Origin of the sequence: Acinetobacter sp. 40AMC3-4 (genome assembly GCF_049898185.1) — a bacterium.
Classification (GTDB): domain Bacteria; phylum Pseudomonadota; class Gammaproteobacteria; order Pseudomonadales; family Moraxellaceae; genus Acinetobacter.
In genome coordinates this window covers 1-19,254 of sequence record NZ_JAFCXG010000008.1, presented here as the reverse complement: position 1 = coordinate 19,254, position 19,254 = coordinate 1, and the positions used below count along the sequence as shown (strand labels likewise).

Annotated in this window: 18 protein-coding genes; 10 read left to right on the top strand and 8 right to left on the bottom strand. The window is 41.3% G+C overall.

The window, feature by feature from the left end; all coding sequences use genetic code 11:
• Positions 1-4 precede the first annotated feature (4 nt).
• The 3 genes from ACP7BU_RS10475 to ACP7BU_RS10465 all read left to right on the top strand — a co-directional run bounded on the left by ACP7BU_RS10475 (position 5) and on the right by ACP7BU_RS10465 (position 7,072).
• The gene (locus tag ACP7BU_RS10475) at positions 5-3,271 is read left to right on the top strand and encodes a type I restriction endonuclease subunit R (RefSeq protein WP_425879915.1); all 3,267 of its coding nucleotides are present in this window, start codon (positions 5-7) and stop codon (positions 3,269-3,271) included.
• A gap of 324 nt (positions 3,272-3,595) precedes the next feature.
• Positions 3,596-5,782 (top strand): McrB family protein, encoded by a 2,187-nt coding sequence (locus ACP7BU_RS10470; protein ID WP_425879916.1) that lies wholly within the window; start codon positions 3,596-3,598, stop codon positions 5,780-5,782.
• Between the two features lie 12 nt (positions 5,783-5,794).
• Positions 5,795-7,072: an McrC family protein gene (locus ACP7BU_RS10465; protein WP_044109162.1), complete on the top strand. Its 1,278-nt coding sequence runs from the start codon at positions 5,795-5,797 to the stop codon at positions 7,070-7,072.
• A gap of 122 nt (positions 7,073-7,194) precedes the next feature.
• Here ACP7BU_RS10465 and ACP7BU_RS10460 read toward each other — a convergent pair whose 3' ends face one another.
• Positions 7,195-8,073 (bottom strand): competence protein CoiA family protein, encoded by an 879-nt coding sequence (locus ACP7BU_RS10460; protein WP_129717435.1) that lies wholly within the window; start codon positions 8,071-8,073, stop codon positions 7,195-7,197.
• A 102-nt stretch (positions 8,074-8,175) separates the two neighbouring features.
• Here ACP7BU_RS10460 and ACP7BU_RS10455 point away from each other — a divergent pair, with 102 nt between their 5' ends.
• The 3 genes from ACP7BU_RS10455 (at position 8,176) to ACP7BU_RS10445 (ending at position 10,952) form a co-directional block, all read left to right on the top strand.
• Positions 8,176-9,159, top strand: coding sequence for a hypothetical protein (locus ACP7BU_RS10455; protein WP_425879917.1), 984 nt, complete (start codon positions 8,176-8,178; stop codon positions 9,157-9,159).
• Between the two features lie 33 nt (positions 9,160-9,192).
• Positions 9,193-9,879: a metallophosphoesterase gene (locus ACP7BU_RS10450; RefSeq protein WP_129717431.1), complete on the top strand. Its 687-nt coding sequence runs from the start codon at positions 9,193-9,195 to the stop codon at positions 9,877-9,879.
• An 836-nt stretch (positions 9,880-10,715) separates the two neighbouring features.
• Entirely contained in the window at positions 10,716-10,952 is a 237-nt protein-coding gene (locus tag ACP7BU_RS10445; protein WP_085064551.1) for a hypothetical protein, read from the top strand.
• Positions 10,953-10,959: 7 nt separating this feature from the next.
• Here ACP7BU_RS10445 and bioB read toward each other — a convergent pair whose 3' ends face one another.
• From bioB to queG, 3 genes are all read right to left on the bottom strand, one after another.
• On the bottom strand, positions 10,960-11,961 hold the full coding sequence (gene bioB, locus ACP7BU_RS10440) for a biotin synthase BioB (RefSeq protein ID WP_422195919.1): 1,002 nt from the start codon (positions 11,959-11,961) through the stop codon (positions 10,960-10,962).
• Between the two features lie 142 nt (positions 11,962-12,103).
• Entirely contained in the window at positions 12,104-12,304 is a 201-nt protein-coding gene (locus ACP7BU_RS10435) for a hypothetical protein (RefSeq protein ID WP_085064553.1), read from the bottom strand.
• 125 nt (positions 12,305-12,429) lie between these two features.
• Entirely contained in the window at positions 12,430-13,524 is a 1,095-nt protein-coding gene (queG, locus tag ACP7BU_RS10430) for a tRNA epoxyqueuosine(34) reductase QueG (protein ID WP_425879918.1), read from the bottom strand.
• A gap of 23 nt (positions 13,525-13,547) precedes the next feature.
• Here queG and ACP7BU_RS10425 point away from each other — a divergent pair, with 23 nt between their 5' ends.
• On the top strand, positions 13,548-15,005 hold the full coding sequence (locus tag ACP7BU_RS10425; RefSeq protein WP_425879919.1) for an NAD(P)H-hydrate dehydratase: 1,458 nt from the start codon (positions 13,548-13,550) through the stop codon (positions 15,003-15,005).
• Positions 15,006-15,015: 10 nt separating this feature from the next.
• Entirely contained in the window at positions 15,016-15,288 is a 273-nt protein-coding gene (locus ACP7BU_RS10420; RefSeq protein ID WP_253147544.1) for an acylphosphatase, read from the top strand.
• 3 nt (positions 15,289-15,291) lie between these two features.
• Here the strand turns inward: ACP7BU_RS10420 and ruvC are convergent, their stop codons facing one another.
• Positions 15,292-15,837, bottom strand: a complete 546-nt coding sequence (gene ruvC / locus ACP7BU_RS10415; RefSeq protein WP_004278925.1) for a crossover junction endodeoxyribonuclease RuvC — start codon at positions 15,835-15,837, stop codon at positions 15,292-15,294.
• Between the two features lie 125 nt (positions 15,838-15,962).
• On the opposite strand from ruvC, the gene ACP7BU_RS10410 reads away from it, so the two are divergent.
• Both ACP7BU_RS10410 and ACP7BU_RS10405 read left to right on the top strand, forming a co-directional pair.
• The gene (locus ACP7BU_RS10410; RefSeq protein WP_253147543.1) at positions 15,963-16,529 is read left to right on the top strand and encodes an FxsA family protein; all 567 of its coding nucleotides are present in this window, start codon (positions 15,963-15,965) and stop codon (positions 16,527-16,529) included.
• Positions 16,530-16,651: 122 nt separating this feature from the next.
• Positions 16,652-17,290 (top strand): LysE family transporter, encoded by a 639-nt coding sequence (locus tag ACP7BU_RS10405; protein ID WP_044108580.1) that lies wholly within the window; start codon positions 16,652-16,654, stop codon positions 17,288-17,290.
• Here the strand turns inward: ACP7BU_RS10405 and ACP7BU_RS10400 are convergent.
• The 3 genes from ACP7BU_RS10400 to ahpF form a co-directional block, all read right to left on the bottom strand.
• A complete protein-coding gene (locus tag ACP7BU_RS10400; protein WP_425879920.1) occupies positions 17,274-17,480 on the bottom strand; it encodes a hypothetical protein in 207 nt (68 codons plus the stop codon). The genes ACP7BU_RS10405 and ACP7BU_RS10400 overlap by 17 nt on opposite strands.
• 144 nt (positions 17,481-17,624) lie before the next feature.
• On the bottom strand, positions 17,625-17,870 hold the full coding sequence (locus tag ACP7BU_RS10395) for a hypothetical protein (protein ID WP_425879921.1): 246 nt from the start codon (positions 17,868-17,870) through the stop codon (positions 17,625-17,627).
• A 278-nt stretch (positions 17,871-18,148) separates the two neighbouring features.
• A partial coding sequence (gene ahpF, locus ACP7BU_RS10390) for an alkyl hydroperoxide reductase subunit F (RefSeq protein ID WP_425879922.1) occupies positions 18,149-19,254 on the bottom strand: 1,106 nt, incomplete at its 5' end.

Here is a 19,254-nt window from a genome sequence, read left to right as displayed (position 1 = left end):
AATAATGAGATCGGATGCAACTTTAGAGACCATCTTCCAGCAAGATATTATTGCGCAAATGCAAAGCCACGGTTGGCTTGTGGGTTCAGGTACAGGCTACAACCGTGAAACAGCGTTGTATGAACAGGATGTTTTAGACTTCGTACAAAAGACCCAAGATAAAGAGTGGCAGAAGTTTAAAAGCATCTTCCCCAATGATACCGAGCGCCATTTTTTGGATACCGTGGTGGCTCAGCTTAAAAAAGCCGATATCAATGCCACCGATGTTGAATCCCGCAGTTATGGCACATTGGGCGTATTACGGCATGGTATCCGTACCCGTGGGGTACGTTTTTCATTTTGCCAGTTTAAACCTGAGCATGGCTTAAACCCTGAACTGAATCAACGCTATCAGCAAAATATCTGCCGTGTGGTGCCTGAACTGGTGTATAGCCCATACGCCAGCAAAGCCGAACTAGAGGCAACAGGCAAACAAGCCAAAAAATGGCGCATTGATCTGGTCCTGTTTATCAATGGTTTTCCAGTGGCAACTCTAGAACTCAAGTCTGAGTTTAAACAGGCTGTGCAAAATGCCATGACACAGTATAGAAAGACTCGCTTACCCAAAGACACTGAAACCAACAAACCTGAACCCTTGCTCATGTTTAAACGTGGCGCATTAGTACACTTTGCCGTCAGTCAGTATGAAGTCTATATGGCGACGCATTTGAATGGTGACAGCACCTACTTCCTGCCATTTAACAAAGGCACTTCGGCGCAGGGTGCAGGCAATGATGTGCCTGAAGATGTCAATGAATACGCCACAGGCTATTTATGGAATGAAGTCTTAACCCCGGATAGCTTGCTGAATATTTTGGGTAACTTCATTCATTTACAGATTGAAGAAAAGGAAGACTGGGAAGGGCGCAAATACAAAAAAGAAAGCCTGATCTTCCCCCGTTATCACCAATGGAAAGTGGTGAATAACCTAGTTCAAGATTCATTGGCAGAAGGCACAGGGCAAAAATACCTGATTCAGCACAGTGCCGGTTCGGGCAAATCCAACTCGATTGCATGGACGGCGCATCAACTATCCAGTCTGTATGATGCCAACAATAAAAAAATGTTTGATTCGGTGATTGTGGTGACGGATCGAACTATTCTCGATGCACAGCTTCAAGATACCATTTACCAGTTTGAGCATGCCGATGGTGTGGTCGGACGGATTAACAATAAAGAAGGTGATGGCTCTAAATCCGAGAAACTGGCCAAAGCCTTGGAAATGGCGCAGCCGATTATCATTGTCACCATTCAGACCTTCCCGTTTGTACTGCGTGCGATTGAAAACAGCACCAGTTTAAAAGAACGTAAATACGCCGTCATTGCCGATGAAGCCCATTCATCCCAAAGTGGTTCCACGGCGCGTCAGCTCAAAGAAACTTTGATGATTGAAGAGCGTGATGAAGATGAACAGCTTTCTTCCGAAGATGTACTCGATGCGGTGATGGCATCACGTAAGGGCAGTGCAAACCTAAGCTTCTATGCCTTTACCGCAACACCAAAGGATAAAACCTTACAACTGTTTGGACGCTTGCCCGATCCAACCATGCCGCCGTCTAAAACCAATATTCCTGTGGCATATCATGTCTATTCAATGCGCCAAGCAATTGAAGAAGGCTTTATTCTGGATGTGCTGAAAAACTACACCAACTATAAAGTCATTTATAAGCTCAAGCAGAAGATCGAAGAAAAAGATGCTCAGGTCGATGCCAAGAAAGCCAAGACCAAGCTGAATCAGTGGGTACGCTTACACGATCATAATATCTCGCAAAAAGTGCATATCATCATTGAGCATTTCAAGAAGAATATTATGGGCTTACTCGGTGGACAAGCCAAAGCCATGGTGGTGACCAGTTCTCGTAAAGAAGCGGTACGTTATAAACAGGCCTTTGATAAATACATTGCTGAACAGAACTATGCCAACATTCAAGCCATGGTGGCATTCTCAGGCGATGTAGAATTTAATGCCAATGATGCAGACAGTAGCCATCTGTTAGGTCAGAAATTTACTGAAAGCAATATGAACCCAAACTTGAAAGGTCGTGAGATGCGTAAGGCATTCGACAGCGATGACTTTCAGGTGATGATTGTGGCGAATAAGTTCCAGACCGGCTTTGACCAGCCGAAATTGTGTGCCATGTACGTGGATAAAAAACTCGGTGGGGTGGAGTGTGTACAGACCTTATCACGCTTAAACCGTACCTATCCTGCGAAATCTGAAACAGGCACCTTTGTGCTCGACTTCTTTAACGATCCACAAGACATTCTTGATGCTTTCCAACCGTATTATCAAACGGCGGAACTGGCGGATGTATCCAATCCCGATCAGGTTTATGATCTGTTTGAAAAGCTGAAAGCCTCAGGTATTTTCCTCTGGACTGAGGTAGAACAGTTCGTTGAGGCCTTCTACAGCAAAAATAAATCCAGTGCAGCCCTCGCAAACATCTGTAAGCCCGCTTTACAACGCTGGCAGCATCGTTATAAACAAGCCATCAATGATTATGATGTCACCAAGAGCCGTTTAGAGATTACCAAGCGAACAGGTGAGCCTGTATTGATTGCCAATGCTGAAAATGAATTTGCAGAAGCGAAGAAAGCCCGTGATGCTCTGGAAATCTTCAAAAAGGACTTGGGTAGCTTTACCCGGTTCTATGAATTTATGTCTCAAATCGTGGAATATGACGATCAAGAACTTGAGAAGCTCAGTCTTTTTGCGCGTAACTTACGCCCAATGCTGCGTGAACAAACTGCGGATGAAGATGAGATTGATCTGAGCAATGTGGCGATGAGCCATTACCGCTTGTCTAAGCTTCGTCAGCAGGATATTCAGCTTAAAGCAGACAGTACTGAGCATAAACTTGAACCTGGGAATGACTTGGGTACAGCCAAGGCGAAAGACAAGAAAGAAGACTTCCTGTCGGTGATCTTAAGCCGCGTGAATGAGATCTTTATTACGGATAAGTTGACCGATAAAGATATGATTAATTATGTTCATACCGTGGCAGATAAGATGTCTGAGAACACACGGATGATGAAGCAGATTCAGAACAACACGCGTGAACAGGCGATGCTCGGTGAGTTTGATACAGCATTGGATGACGCCGTATTGGATAGTAATGAAGCTCATACGGAGCAAATGACACAGCTCATGAGCGATCCTGCAAAGATGAGGCAGTTTGCGCATATCATTTATGATGTGTTGGTGAGTAAGGAAAAGGATTTAAGAAGTTAAAGGAACACAGGTTCGGGTAACGCATGCAACAGTTAAAATCAGCAATAACTTCACTGAATGTATACCCATCCAGTAACTTTTAGGGCGATTGCTTTATATGATTCACCATTATGAAGGATGTAAGAAGTGATTTCACCTGAAGAAGAATTTGTCACGTTGATTGAACAGTTTACGATTAAAAATACCAATGATGGGTTGCTGTTCTAAGAGAACTTTAAAGTTTTTACAGATTGTCCGTATAGCCTTGCTAAGGCTTGGAGGAAGTTAAAACCGAGTGAAATCATTTATTAAAGCGTAAAGAAATAGATTTTTAGTTTGGGGAAAATGATGGATTTTTGGGTTGCAGGAGCAGATTGGGATGGCGAAGATCAGACGGCGGAATTTATTGAAAAAGGCATTTGGCAGAATGGCTATACAGATAAATATCTGGATCGCGTAAATGCTATTCAAGCAGGGGATCGAATTGCAATAAAAGCAATTTATGGCCAAAAATATAATATGCCATTTAATAATTACGGTTGTCTTGTAAGCTGCATGAAAGTCAAAGCCATTGGTACCGTAAAGAAAAACTTAAATGATGGACGTACCTTAGAAGTCGAATGGGAGCAACAATTTGAACCTGAAAAAATAATTTACTTTTATACTTATCGCCAAACAATCACCCGTATAAAAAGAAAAGATGTCCAAGACTGTATCTTTTTAGGCCATACTCAGGATTTAACTGAACTTGAAAACCTCTATAAAAAACGATCAGAGAGTAGAAAAGAAAAGCTAACGGATGAATTTATTCTGAAGCAGTTTAAAAATGTTCCGAATTTTAATCACATTGAACAAAATACTGAGCATCGAAAGCTTTTTCTCGAGTTGGCAAGATATATCCATGAAACACCTATGGATTGGTGGGTTGCACCTTCAGAGCGGCCTCCGGTTAGATTCGGCACAAACAATAAATTCAATGGGCGAAATAGTACAGTGAGCTATGTGGCTGCTGTTGGTTTCGATCAAAATGGCACATTCTATATTCCAAATGAAAATGAATCAGAGTTTTCAATAGATGAGTTAGGAACAATTCGATTAACGGCCTCCAAATTAGAAGAACTCAAAAGCATGTCCTTGAACAAAATGGAAACTGATCGAGATCCTTTTGTGGGTTATTGGCCGGAAAACTATAACAATATCGAGATGATAGAGACCGATATGAATCCATCAGAACAGATAAAACAGCCCCTAAACCGTATTTTATTTGGTGCAGCGGGTACAGGTAAAACTTACCATACGATTAACCATGCCTTATCCATTATTGAAAACAAACCTCTCGAAGTTTTAGAACAAGAAGATCGCACGGCGCTAAAATTACGTTTTGATCAGTACAAAGAACAAGGTCAAATTAAGTTTGTCACTTTCCATCAAAGTTTTAGTTATGAAGATTTTGTGGAAGGGATTCGTGCTGAAACGGATGATAATGAGCAGTTAAGCTATGATGTAAAAGCAGGCGTATTTAAAGAGATTTGTGAAGATGCCCAAATAGAAACTGATGCTAAGCAAAATAATGTATCAGCACCGATTGAAGCCAGTATCAATAGTGCAATTGATAAACTCATTACTCAGGCTAAAACAGAGGAAATGATTTTTCATACTAAACGTGGTGCGGAAATTAAAGTATCAAGTAATTCAGCAGGTACGTTATTTGCTTGTACATCTACAGGAAGTAATATCACTTTATCTATTAGGCATATTCGTAACTATTTGAAGACACAAAGTGACATTATTGTGGATCAAAAAAGTTATGAATGGGCTATCGCTAATTCATTACGTTCAGAAGTTGAATATGTAAATTCTATTGAAAAAGTAAAACCTTATGTACTCATCATTGATGAAATCAACCGAGGTAACATTTCCCGTATCTTTGGTGAATTGATTACGCTAATTGAAGATTCAAAACGTCAAGGCGCAGACGAAGCATTGTCGGTGACACTTCCATATTCTAAAGATGACTTCTCTGTACCTGATAATGTTTACATTATTGGTACCATGAATTCGTCTGACCGATCTTTAACAGGTTTAGATATTGCCTTGCGCCGTCGCTTTACTTTTATCGAAATGCCACCAAAGCCTGAGCTTCTAACTGGCGTTGAGGTTAAGGGTTTGGATATTAGAAAGTTATTAGAAGTCATCAATCAGCGTATTGAGGTGTTATTAGACCGAGATCACTGTATTGGGCATGCCAACTTTATGACTTTGCAGAAAGATCCATCTCTTACTAACTTAGCGCAAATATTTAAGCAAAAAATCATTCCTCAGCTTCAAGAGTATTTCTTTGATGATTGGTCTAAGATCAATATGGTGCTCAATGCAAATGGCATGCTGCGATCTAATGGTATAGATAAATCAGTATTATTCCCAAATGTAGCACATGAATCGGAGAGCTATTTTGAGGAGCAGAAAACATGGGAAGTCGTCGATGATGTATTTAATTCAATAGAGAGCTTTACTAAGATTATTAAGCACTAATTGGGGATCGTGATGCCTGATTTTACCGTCCGAGAATATGCCTTCATTAGCGTTGCTTATGAAGGCTGTCCTGATCCAACTTTAGACCATGCTTATATATCTGGGAAAGCATTTGAGCATCTATGTGAGCTCTCAGCATCATTTTCAAAGCACGGTGCGAAAGTATTTGAGTTGGCAGGGCGAAGAAAGCTTAAGCTTGATCAATATGTGGGAGTGATAGAAACCCCATGTGGTACACGGATTGAAATCCTCCCTAAACATGTGGAGCTTAATGGCAGTGATGATCAAGATATTATTCAGCAAGAACGTAAACTGCTTCAGAAAATGCTGAGTGTTTCACTACATTTACCATATAGAGAAGCAGGAAGTGCCAATTTAAACCGCTTTAAACAATCTTTGCATGAATGGATTATGACGCAGTTCCTTGCGTCGTTTGAGCGTTTGGTACAACGTGGTTTACGTTTTGATTATAACCGTGTGCAAGAGGAACAAAAGTTTTTACGTGGACAATTACAGCATGTGAAATATATGCGTCAGCCACTTACAAAGAAACATATCTTTCCGATTGAGCATGATGTTTATGAGGTGAATCGACCTGAAAATAGATTGATACGTACAGCCTTAGAAGTGGTGTGTAAAAAGAGCAAAGACGCAAGTAATTGGAAATTGGCGCAAGAGCTGAGACTCATGACCAATGAGATCCCTCGAAGCCAAAAGATTAAGCAGGATTTTAGACAATGGCAGTCAGGACGTTTACTCGCTTTGTATGCTGAGATTAAACCTTGGACGGAGTTAATCTTAGGTGAATATATGCCTGTATCTACTCAGGGGGAGTGGCGTGGCATGAGTTTACTCTTCCCAATGGAGAAGCTATTTGAGCACTATGTTGCTTATCATCTACGCCGTAACTTACCCGAATATACTGTGAAGACACAGTATGCGACGGAGCATATTTGTCAGCATCAAGAACGTCGTATTTTTAAGCTTAAGCCTGATATTTTCATTGAATGTCTGAATGCAAAACCGATTGTGATGGATACCAAGTGGAAGTTGATTGATCAAAGTGATCGAGCTGGGCGTTATGGTTTGAAAGACAGTGATATTCAGCAAATGTTTGCTTATAGCCACTATTACCTCAAGCATGACAGTGATGTTGTACTTGTCTATCCATATCGGAAGGACAAGTTCACGCAGCCATTGGATGACTTTAAGTTTAGGCTTCCCTCTAGTGCAAAACTACGTGTAGTACCTTTCAATGTAGATGATCCAAAAAACTTCAAAATTATTTAGTCTTTTATCTTGTGAGGTTAGTACCATATTTGGGACTTAAAGCTACTTTTTAGCTAGATAGGTCCCAATTTAAGTACTTATCATTTGTCGTGATTAGGCAAGTATTTATGGGTAATATGCCTTTATTCATTGAGTTCTTTGAGTCTTTGTAAAACCTGTTCCGAGAATGGGAGCCAGTAGTTCCAAGATTTATATGTAGGATTGTATGAACCGCGTCCTTCACGTTTCCATTCTTTTAGCATCGCAGTGATTGCAGGGTTGTATGCACTATTTACTGAAATCATACCACTCGCAAAATGGCGAACATTAAGGTGCATGCCTTTAACTTTAACTTTAAATTTATAGTCCTGCCAATTCGGACTGGTGTTCTGTAGTTCAGGCGTTACTGGTAGTGTGGTGGTTACTTTGAAGGAAGTAGAAGCTATTTGTTGCTGAGTGGATTGTTCTTGCGGAAGTGGGTAAATCCATTTTCTATTGTCTAGATTCTCGAGGATTTGCTGTTTGGCTTCTGTACTTGGAATTGCAATATCATTTCTAAGAAGTGATGATAAATCGACTTCAATACATTTTGATTTAAAAACCTCAATGCGTTTTAGTTTTTCAGCATCAATAAAATGAGTGACTGCGATCTCAATTAAAATAGGTTCGCCATCAAAATAACCAATAAGGTCAGGGCGAATTAAACCGAGAGAAAATTCAGGTAATAATTTTTCGAAGGTCCACCATGCAGCTTCACTATCTGAGTCAGGTAGAGCAGGAAGCATAAGTCCCATAGATTCAACAATAACCTCTTTGGCATATTTATGTAGTACGGATTCAGGGTTAATCGTACAGCTTACTTTATTACTTGCATGAGCAAAATGATGTTCCTTAATCTCACCTTTACGAGCGATAACAGCTTCACCACATTCAAAGCAAGTGCATTGGCATGCGAGCCCACGTTCAACCTGCTTAATATTAACCAATTTATTATTTTCGTTTAATGCAATATACATCGTCATGATTAAAATCCTTTAGGAAGTTGATTTACTCATTCACTATGCTTGTGATCTAATTGTCCAAACACCGTATAAAGGGGAAATACGGGTAAAATGGGGGTTTAAGTGTCTGAATTAAAATTAAAAGTTTTTATTGTGTTAGATGAGATTTTAAAGAAGGACTTAGCAGATAACAGGGCATACGATTGCTTAAAAGTAATCTGTAGCGCATCGATTGATGCTTTAAATGCTCAAAATGAAGAACCAATAACGTATACCAGGTATCAACTAAAACTTATTCTTGATGGTCAGCAATCTGTTGTATCGATGGATTCTAAAGATCTAGGGAAGTGGATGAGTGACAAAAAATTAAGTGCATACATTGATCGTGTCATCACAAAACATACTAAAAAATTTGAAGAGATTGGTTATATTCCAGTTGTAAAAACCAACGATACAATTGGAGGAAAAGGGAATGAGCGCCGTTATTGGTTAGATATTACAGAATATGCTCAGATCCAAAATGAAGAGGATCAAAAGCTTGATGAAGATGAAATTTCTTATGAACGGGTAGATCCTTCAGAAATTAAATTGTCCTGGTTTTACCGATTTATTTTTAAAAATGGTGAAATGAAAAATAAAAGTATAAGAGGACTGTTTATGTTAATCGTTCTTTTTGGCAGTTTTATTTCATGGGCTATATATGTTTGTGCATTTTCATTAGTTTTAGTACGTGAAGGACAAAATTTCACGACTCTTGATTTGTTGCTTATAGTCTGTCTAATTGGATTTTCTTACCTATCATTCAAATATTGGTACATTCCGTTATGGAATTTACCAGAGCATCGTGTCATTAAGGCACCTATGACTTTTATTTCACTTAATGAAGATCATGCTGATATTGAGATGTATCGTGATAGAGAGCGTAATAAATTAACACGTGTAACTCGGTTTAGAGGGATATGTCCGATTTGTTCAGCAGAAGTTATACTTAGAACTGGTCAGCCTGATCATAATTTGCCGTTAGTTGGACGTTGTGTAGAAAGTCCTTTTGCGCATGTGTATAGCTTTGATCGAGTACTAATGATTGGGAAGCTGTTAAGTCGGTAATCATATTGAAATTAAGGGTGATCATTTAAGTCAATGAATTATTCTCCTATTTTGACAATCAATACAAATCAAACGGATCATATATATGTGGTTGGTGATTTGCATGGCTGTTATAGCCTTTTGATGCAAGAACTCCAAAAAAATCATTTTGATTTTCAGAATGATGTGCTTATTTGTACGGGTGATCTTGTAGATCGAGGTGAAGAAAACTTAGCGTGTATTTCATTACTAGACCAACCTTGGTTCTATACGGTGCGTGGTAATCATGAAGAAATGTGTATCAAGTCACCTCATGATCCTAAAATAAAAGATATTCATGCACGTAATGGAGGTGAATGGTTTTATCAGTTATCTCAAACACAGCGGCTAGAAATTATTGAGCTTTTTAAGCAGTTGCCTTTAGTCATAGAAGTTCAATTGGAACATAAAAAGATTGGTGTGGTGCACGCAGACATTGACATACATAATTGGAATGCCTTTAAGCAAGATATTAGTCAAGGCGACTATAAGATCTCTGGTGTAACTTCTGCTTATAGCAATGCACTTTGGGGGAGAGGACGTATCCGTAATCATTCAGAACATTATGATACTGTGGAAAATATTGATGAAATTTATCTAGGCCACACAATTGTAAAAGAACATACTAAAATTGATAATTGCCATTATATTGATGTCGGCTCTTCTTTCACCAAGAAGCTTTGTATTGTAAAAATCCAGTAAACACGGTGATGTGGTAGGGGAGTTCGGTGGTGAAAAAAGTTCAACAGGTCAAAAAAGCAACACTTGAATCATGTATCCTAGCTTGTATCCCGTAATTTTTTAATATTAATTAGTGTAATAAAAACAATAGGGTAGGAGAGGGTTGTTGTCCGTCTGGGCCCACCATATAAAACAACCCCTTACGTGCATTAATCGTAAGGGGTTTTTTGTTTTTGGATATTATGAAATCTGAAGTAAGCAATTCACTTAATTGATCGTCGTTCTTATCTCGAAGGACTTAAAATGGGTTGCCTCCACTGATAATGAACTTTTCTAGTTTGCCTTTCAATAAAGATTCTTCGTTACCAGCTTAATAAAAAAGCATCTCCCTCAGATATTACTTTTGTTATCTAAATTCCATAAACATCCTCTTTAATCAAAAAAAAAGTTCATATTTATGAAATAATTGTGATGTAGTTCAAAGAATATCTGCAAAAAAAGTGAAAAGTAGATGAAATGCATTTTACAACTGAAAAAATTATGCTAATTAATATGAGATGATTTTTTAGTCAAAAATCATGATGTTTCAGGACGGAATATCTTAAGAAGCGTATTAAAAAAATGATTAAACAGGAGTTTCAATGATGCTTCAGCTTTTAAGAAAATTGTTTTGTTTGCATATTTATGAGTATGAGCAAATGCAAGAGATCGGGGAACACAGGGAGTGTCGTAAGTGCGGTACGAATCAGGACTAAAGTTTTTGCAAGAAAAGTGAGCAATGGCTCACTTTTTTTATGCTTGTTATGGGCTAATTTCCGTTAAAATTAAAGGGAAATTTCAACACGATGAACAGGCATATGAGTAAAGATTTTCATGCAGATAGCTATATCGTCGACAGTAGCCTGGCAGATACCCTGCACTGGCTCAGCCTGCATCAAGATAGTTATGAATCCTTTAGCTATGATGCAGTCACGCAAGTGCTGATGGTGCATCATGCCAATGGGGTAGATCAAATCCGAGTCGGAGATTATCTGAATGCCCGTTATGGTATTTTAATTACTGCACATAACTTTTCTGTGAGTTCATCAAATTAAATAGTGATTAGCTTGCCATTGCATCTGTAGCCAAGCTGCGAACACTTGGTTTTGGCTGTTCTGCAACTAAACCTAATTTTGCAAAGAGTTGCTGATCACGACCCTGAGCTGTATTGGGAGTCGTCAGCAGTTTTTCGCCAGAGAAAATAGAATTGGCACCGGCCATAAATGCTAGCGCTTGATCCGAATCGCTTAAGGATTCACGGCCGGCAGAAAGGCGAATATAACTTTTTGGCATCAGCAACCGTGCTACGGCAATGGTACGAATCCACTCAATCACATCCAGTTTTTCTACATCTGCCATCGGTGTACCTTCAATCGGTACCAACATATTAATCGGCACGGATTCAGGATGAATTGCCAGAGTTGCAAGTTCATATAACAAACCAATCCGGTCATCACGGCTTTCGCCCAGACCCACAATACCGCCACTACAGACTTTCATGCCAGCCTGACGTACATGATCCAGAGTATCCAGACGATCATCAAAGCTACGCGTGCTGATGATATGTGAATAGTATTCACGAGAAGTATCCAGATTATGGTTGTAATAATCCAGTCCCGCATCTTTCAAGCGTTCAGCCTGTGATCCATTTAGCATCCCCAGTGTCATGCAGGTTTCCAGACCGAGTGCTTTGACTTCACGCACCATTTCCAGCACATAAGGCATATCGCGTTCATGTGGGTTGCGCCATGCAGCCCCCATACAGAAACGTGAACTGCCTGATGCCAGCGCCTGTTTGGCTTCCTGAATCACTTTATCGACCGCAATGCGTTTTTCAGCTTCCAGTTTGGAATCATAATGCGCTGATTGTGAGCAGTATTTACAGTCTTCAGGGCATTTACCTGTTTTAATCGAGAGCAGGGTACTGACCTGAACGGTATTCGCAGTGAAATGTTCACGATGAACCTGTTGCGCTTGGAACACTAAATCCATTAAAGGCTGTTGATATAGAGCTTGTATTTCTTCACGTGACCAATCATTACGTACCGCATCACTACTGTTCATCTCTTTCCCTGTCTATGCTTATTTATCATTCAGTTCATCTTAATAAAAATAAGCTTTTGCTTCACTAGCAAAATATGACCTTATATAAATAACAAAGCCCACACGGGGTGGACTTTGTCATTATATTCAATCCTGCAAATTTTTATTCACGATGACCACCATGAATATTCTGATTTTGCAGATCGTCACGATGCTGCTTGTTCAGCACTCGTTCATCCTGTTCATGCTGATTGTTTTTTGGGGAATTAATCGGGCCATGTTGCGGCTGCTGCTGTTGTTGCTTCTGCTGGTCATGTTGAAGCTGCTCCAACAGTTCTTGATTTGGATTTTTTGATGACATCATCTTTCCTCCACTTCATTTCTGACTATTTTTATTTATGCCATAGTCTGAAACGAGGGTGTGTAAGGCTTTTAAGTGAAACTGTGAATCTAGGTAAAGTTGAAATATATTTTAATAGTGATAGAAAATTAGCTGGATTTTGCCAGTTGTTCTTGAATCGCCCAATCGATATGTACCTGCACAATTTCATCATGCTGATCACGCTGTTGCTGAAGGGCCGGAATAATCTGCCCATCAAAGGGTGCATTGCCCAAACCAATGGCGATATTGCGCATAAAGCTTTGATAACCCGTACGACGTATCGGACTGCCTTCAGTCGCACTTAAAAAGGTGGCTTCATCCCATTGCCATAAATCCAGTAAACTCACTTGATCCAGTCCATGCCGCGGATGAAAATCCTCTATCGAGGTCACTTGGGCAAAACTGTTCCATGGACATATCAGCTGGCAATCGTCACAACCAAAAACCCGGTTACCAATTCCGCGTCGCAAATCTTCTGGAATAATGCCTTTATATTCGATGGTCAGATAGGCGATACAGCGGCGAGCATCTAACATATAAGGCTCGACAATGGCTTGAGTCGGACAGATGTCGATACACGCAGTACAGGATCCACAATGTTTGGTCGCGGGTTCATCAAAGGGCAGTTCCAGTGAAGTAAACAGTTCACCCAGCACAAAGAATGAGCCTGATGTTTTATGAATCAGCAGGGTGTGTTTACCTGTCCAGCCCATGCCGGCACTTTCAGCCAGCGATTTTTCAAAAATGGGTGCAGAATCCGCAAAAGGACGTGATTCAAAATCTCCGATTTTTCCCCGGATTTTTGTCGCCAAGGTTTTCAGGCGACCGCGCATGGTTTTATGATAATCCCGGCCACGAGCATAACGCGCAATAATGGCAGAGTTGGGTGCATAAGGGATATAACGTGGTTCTGGTGCGTCGACCAGATAATCCATACGCACACAGATAATGCTACGTGTGCCGGGAACCAGTAAGGCGGGATTGGCACGTTTTTCCAGATTCTCTTCCAGAAACTTCATGTCACCATGATAACCACGATCCAGATATTCCTGTAAGCGTGCTAATTCTGCTTGAGCATCTGGTTTGGCAATGACACAATCAGAAAAACCCAATTCTAAAGCCTGCGCTTTAATCCATGCTTTTAGCTCGGCTGGATCTTGTTGATAAACTTTAATTTGCGCTTGAGAATCGGGAGTTGCCATAAACCAAAGACAGGGAATAAGAAATGCAGCAACAAGTTTACCATAGCCGTGATCTACAAGCATGGGAGCAGCGCTGGTTTCAACAGCAAAATAGTTCCTACGGTTTAATGCAACAAGTCGCCTGGGGGATTAGTCAGCGGCTGATCACTTTATTTTCCCAGCAAAAAATAAAAAAAATCGCTGTCTGCTGTGGTCAGGGTAATAATGCCGGCGATGGCTATCTTGTGGCCAAATATCTCAAACAGGCGGGCTTCAGTGTTGATATTTATGCAGTTGAGTTGGGTAATTCCAAAGATTTAGCATCGGCTGTGCAGGAAGCTCAGCAAGCTGGCTTGCAGCCTTATTCGCATTTTGATTTTCAATCTGAATGTGAGGTCTATATCGATGCATTATTCGGAATTGGTCTGAACCGTCAGCTGGACTTTGACTGGCAAAATGTTATTCAAACGATCAATCAGCAAACTGGATTAAAAATCTCAATTGATATTCCGAGTGGATTGGATGCCAATACCGGCCAGCCTTTGCCTGTTGCGATTAAAGCTGACTACACTTTCACGGGTTTAGGGCTTAAGGCAGGACTGTTTACCGGACAAGGCAAAGAATATGCGGGCAAGATCGAACTGATTTCTGCTATCCCGACAGATACTGAGCTTCAACCAATTGCTTGTCTTTCATCACATCAGATTCAATTGCCGAAGCGTGAAGCCTTTGGTCATAAAGGCAGTTATGGTCATGTCTTGGTTGTAGGTGGTCATGCCGATATGGGGGGGGCAGTGATCATGGCAGCAGAGGCAGCATTTGCTGCCGGAGCAGGTAAAGTGACGATCGTCTGTGATGCAAAACACCATACTGCGATTTTGTCACGTGCACCGAATATCATGCTGCGTGATATCAATCTTTTAACTCAGGAGCAACGCCAAGCACTAATTCAGCAGGTCGATGCAGTCTGTTTTGGCATGGGATTAGGTCGTGATTCTTGGTCAGAGCAACAATATACAGTTTGGTTTGAGCTGACTCAGCAATCTGATCTGGAGGTAGTTTTGGATGCGGATGCCTTATGGTTTCTGGCCAAGCAGCCTCAAGTTTTGAATTCCCAGACTTATGCGACTCCGCATCCTGGGGAAGCCGCTACGTTACTGGCGTGTAGCACTGCGGAAGTTGAAATGGATCGGATTGCAGCCATTCATGCCCTGCAACAAAAATATCAGGGACAATGGGTGCTAAAAGGTTCAGGCAGCCTGATTCTGGAAGAAAAACTTTATATATGCACAGCTGGAAATGCCGGTATGGGGACGGGTGGAATGGGAGATGTGCTGGCCGGCATGATTGCTAGTCTAAAGGCACAATTTAAACAAAAAATTCATTTGCATGAAATTGTGACGCTGCATGCACTTGCAGGTGATGAACTGGCCAAAAATGGCGAACGAGGTTTGCAGGCGCAGGATATGAAGCATGCGATTTATCAGGTGGTGAATCGCTAAGGAGAATAGTGTGCCAGTCATCAAACTGAATATTTCAGGCCAAGTCCAAGGAGTCGGATACCGTTACTGGTTTGCCGAGCAGGCTCAAGCACTTGGACTGAAAGGATATGTGAAGAACTTGAGCACAGGTGAGGTGGAGGCGGTTATTGTTGGAACAGATTCACAACTTAGCGAAATGATTGCACGAAGTTGGCAAGGGCCTGCTCGTGCAACTGTAAAATCTGTTATGCAAGAGTATCTGGAATCTGAGCTAGATGTTCAAGACTTTATAATATTGCGTTAAACCTTATCGACGACGGCTACTGACGCGACTCCGGCCGCGTGCCATACCGCCCAACGCATTCAATACCGCCATTTTACTCATACTTCCTGAGGCGTGGGCATGACAAATAGCAGCAGCTAAAGCATCGGCGGCATCCTGCTGCGGTTTGATGCTGAGTTTTAGAATATTCATCACCATCATCTGCACCTGTTCTTTATCCGCAGCGCCATAACCCACTACCGACTGCTTGATCTGGCGCGCAGTATATTCAGCGACTTTCAAATCCAGATTGACCAGTGCCGCAACAGCAGCACCACGGGCCTGACCGAGTTTTAAGGCAGAATCCGGATTTTGTGCCATAAAGACCTGTTCTACCGCAGCTTCAGTGGGACCATAAAATTTTACAATGCGCTCCACGCCGGCAAAGATACGTTTTAAACGTTCAGGCATTTCTGTTGTTTCTGTTCTGATGGTGCCGGCATCAACAAAAGTCAGTTTGGAGCCGTCTTTTTCGATAATTCCGTAACCGGTTAAACGAGAACCGGGGTCAATCCCAATAATTAATGACATGCCCGCACTTTAAAAATAGAATAATGCCCATATTGTTACATAAGCGTATCAAAAAAGCTTGATCCTGATGAAGCAGTTGATTCCAGCATCCTATTATTTATTTTACTGAGATTAGATTAATTTTCATGAAATTATTTCTTATTATCCTTGCAGGCTTAATCCTAGAAGTATTTGTCTGGATTGGCGTGGGTGACCTCGTCGGGAGCATGTGGTACGTATTTTTCTGGTTTGTAGCCGCATTTTTTATTGGTATGAATCTGATCCGTAAATACTCGGCCGGTGTCATGCCACAGATGCAGCAAATGCAGATGGGACAGATGAGTGCAGATCCTGCACTAACAGGAAATTTACCTAAAATTCTGGCAGGTTTCTTTCTGCTTATTCCTGGATTGATTACCGATGTATTAGCCGTATTAATGCTCATTCCAGCGGTTCAGCAGGTCTTTAAGGCTGCCATGATGAAAGCGATGATAAAACGTCAACAACTCATGATGGAAAAAATGATGGGTGGCATGATGGGCGATATGGGTGGGGCACAAGGCCAAAATCCATTTGCCGAGATGATGCGTCAAATGCAGGATATGCAAAATCAGCAATCAGGTCGCGGTGATTCCACCATTATTGATGGTGAAGCACGTGAAGTGAGACCTGAGGCGAAAAAAATTGAAATGAAAGATATCAATCCAAAATAAATGTTTTATTTAAAAAAAAGCTCTATTTAAGCCGAATCTGATGATTCGGTTTTTTTATTGGAACTTTCTAATGTCTTTGAACAAACGTTATAATATATTTTTATAAATTTACCTTAATTTTAATGTCTCTGCTTTTTACGATCTGTCTCCTGCATTTTGTTGCTCAACTCAGTCCCGGTCCCGATGTTTTGCTCATTGCCAAAAGTGCCGCATCCACTACACGCCAGAATGCCCTGAAAGTTATTGCTGGGATCTCTGCCGGTATTGTAGTTTGGGTAGTACTGACACTTGCGGGTTTTACCGTGTTAATTGACCAGTTTCCATGGATTCAACAGGTATTGATGGTGCTCGGTGGTGTGTTCCTGGCTAAAATGGGATGGGGCATGTTAAAGGGTGGTGTGCATAGCTTTAAAAATAGACATCAGGCCGACGACGATACAAATGGACAGGTGCAAGCTAAAAACTATTTTATGTTGGGCTTATGGACCAATCTTTCTAATCCCAAAACACTGATCTATTTTAGTAGCGTATTTTCACTGGCCTTGAGTTCGTCTGCTTCCGATTATTTGAAAGCACAGCTGGCAGTGATTATTCCTTTGCAGACCTTTATCACCTTTGCTTTATTGATGCTGTTGATTTCCCAACCAAAAATTAAAATCTTGTACCAGCGTTCGGGGAGTTACATTGATATGATGTCAGGCGGACTATTTCTGCTATTTGCATTGTGGTTATGGTATGACGCACTTATTCTGATGAATTAAGGGGTATATCTTCATTTAATGCTGGAGATATTGGTGAGGTCGGGGAAGGAGAGGCTAAATTGTCTGGTGTTTTAACCGCCGTTTGATAACGATTAGGCTTTAAGGTGGTTTCAGTATTTTCAGAGCCTTGATAGCTGCGGCTACGGTTAGCACGTTCGCGTAATCCACCTTTTTTAATTAACTGAACCATGGCACATCTCTCATTCAAATCCACAGCTATTGTAAATCAAATCTGGATTTCATGAGGCTATTTTCCGCATCGCTATTTGAATTATTCAAGATTAATAAAAAGACCTGTTTGAACCAACAGGTCTTTACTGTCAGATGAATAAATTTAGCGAAGTCTTTTATCTTCTTCTTTTAAAACATCCAATAGCGAGTGTTGTGCCGGTACTTCTTGTTGGGACTGTACATACAAGTGCACCACTTTAAATACGATAGCTGTAACGAGACAGGCGATTAGACATAAAATCCAGAAACCAAAAGGGCTGCGAATATGATGTGAGCCGCAGTTTGAGCATGATTTTTCTGTAGAGTCGACTACTTTTTCACAGCAGGCACAATGATATTGATACTGCATTTTTCTTCTCCCAGGATGTTATCCTTTTTATTCTTCGATCATGAAAGATGATTTGTTGCTCTATCATAGGAGAGCTTTTCTGGGCTGGCAAGACGAGATTGCTGACAATTACATAGTATCTATATAGGATAAAAATTAATTACATGACTAAGATCATATCAAGAAAATGATTAAATGATTCATTATTTGAAAATATAGTTGAATCTAAAAAGATAATGACAAAATCAATTAAAAATAAAGCCCGCATCAAACGGGCTTTATTTGAGCTAGTCTAAAACTTACTGCCCAGAACGGATAATGTAATCAAAAGCAGACAATGACGCCTTGGCACCTTCACCGGTCGCGATGATGATCTGCTTGTAGGGTACAGTGGTACAGTCACCTGCAGCAAATACGCCTTTCACATTGGTTTCGTTGCGGTCATTAATCACAATCTCGCCACGGTTGGTCAGCTCAACTGGGGTTTCTTTCAGGAAGTCCGTATTTGGCAACAAACCGATTTGCACGAAGATCCCCGCCAGCTCAACCACATGCTCTTCATCGGTGGCACGGTCTTTATATTTCAGGCCGGTCACCTGTGAGCCATCGCCCAGTACTTCAGTCGAGAGGGCATTCTTGATCACCGTAGTGTTTGGCAAACTGTTGAGTTTGTCTTGCAGCACCTGATCCGCACGCAACTTAGTATCAAATTCCACCAGCGTGACATGTTCTACAATCCCTGCCAGGTCAATCGCGGCTTCAACACCTGAGTTACCGCCACCAATCACAGCAACACGTTTGCCTTTGAACAGTGGACCATCACAGTGCGGGCAGTAGGCTACACCACGGGTTTTGTATTCCTGCTCACCTGGAACATTCATCTCTCTCCAGCGTGCACCGGTCGACAGAATCACGGTTTTTGATTCAAGTTTTGCCCCGTTTTCCAAGGTCACTTCAACCAGACCGTTGGCCGTTTCATCCGCACCTTTGATGTTAGACACGCGTTGCAGGTTCATGATGTCGACCCCGTATTCACGCACGTGGGCTTCCATTTCCGCTGCAAACTTCGGACCTTGAGTTTTCTGTACAGACGTAAAGTTTTCAATGTCCATGGTATCCATGACCTGACCGCCCATGCGTTCAGCCACGATCCCGGTTTTAATGCCTTTACGTGCTGCATAGATGGCTGAAGTATTCCCTGCAGGACCACCACCGATCACCAGGACATCAAAGGCATCTTTGGCATTCAGCTTTTCCGCATCTTTCGCGGCTGCATTGCTATCCAGCTTGGCAATGATTTCTTCCAGCGTCATACGACCCTGACCGATATGCTGGTTGTCCTGGAATACCATCGGCACCGCCATGATCTTGCGCTCTTCGACTTCGTCCTGGAAGAAAGCCCCAT

What these genes read in the sequence shown, in the direction of transcription:
- ACP7BU_RS10465 (WP_044109162.1), top strand. Translation starts at nt 5,795, where the DNA reads ATGCCTGATTTTACCGTCCGAGAATATGCCTTCATTAGCGTTGCTTAT.
- ACP7BU_RS10470 (WP_425879916.1), top strand. Translation starts at nt 3,596, where the DNA reads ATGATGGATTTTTGGGTTGCAGGAGCAGATTGGGATGGCGAAGATCAG.
- ACP7BU_RS10435 (WP_085064553.1), bottom strand. Translation starts at nt 12,304, where the DNA reads ATGATGTCATCAAAAAATCCAAATCAAGAACTGTTGGAGCAGCTTCAA.
- ruvC (WP_004278925.1), bottom strand. Translation starts at nt 15,837, where the DNA reads ATGTCATTAATTATTGGGATTGACCCCGGTTCTCGTTTAACCGGTTAC.
- ACP7BU_RS10445 (WP_085064551.1), top strand. Translation starts at nt 10,716, where the DNA reads ATGAGTAAAGATTTTCATGCAGATAGCTATATCGTCGACAGTAGCCTG.
- ACP7BU_RS10475 (WP_425879915.1), top strand. Translation starts at nt 5, where the DNA reads ATGAGATCGGATGCAACTTTAGAGACCATCTTCCAGCAAGATATTATT.
- ACP7BU_RS10450 (WP_129717431.1), top strand. Translation starts at nt 9,193, where the DNA reads ATGAATTATTCTCCTATTTTGACAATCAATACAAATCAAACGGATCAT.
- bioB (WP_422195919.1), bottom strand. Translation starts at nt 11,961, where the DNA reads ATGAACAGTAGTGATGCGGTACGTAATGATTGGTCACGTGAAGAAATA.
- ACP7BU_RS10460 (WP_129717435.1), bottom strand. Translation starts at nt 8,073, where the DNA reads ATGACGATGTATATTGCATTAAACGAAAATAATAAATTGGTTAATATT.
- queG (WP_425879918.1), bottom strand. Translation starts at nt 13,524, where the DNA reads ATGGCAACTCCCGATTCTCAAGCGCAAATTAAAGTTTATCAACAAGAT.
- ACP7BU_RS10405 (WP_044108580.1), top strand. Translation starts at nt 16,652, where the DNA reads ATGTCTCTGCTTTTTACGATCTGTCTCCTGCATTTTGTTGCTCAACTC.
- ACP7BU_RS10410 (WP_253147543.1), top strand. Translation starts at nt 15,963, where the DNA reads ATGAAATTATTTCTTATTATCCTTGCAGGCTTAATCCTAGAAGTATTT.
- ACP7BU_RS10400 (WP_425879920.1), bottom strand. Translation starts at nt 17,480, where the DNA reads ATGGTTCAGTTAATTAAAAAAGGTGGATTACGCGAACGTGCTAACCGT.
- ACP7BU_RS10425 (WP_425879919.1), top strand. Translation starts at nt 13,548, where the DNA reads ATGCAGCAACAAGTTTACCATAGCCGTGATCTACAAGCATGGGAGCAG.
- ACP7BU_RS10395 (WP_425879921.1), bottom strand. Translation starts at nt 17,870, where the DNA reads ATGCAGTATCAATATCATTGTGCCTGCTGTGAAAAAGTAGTCGACTCT.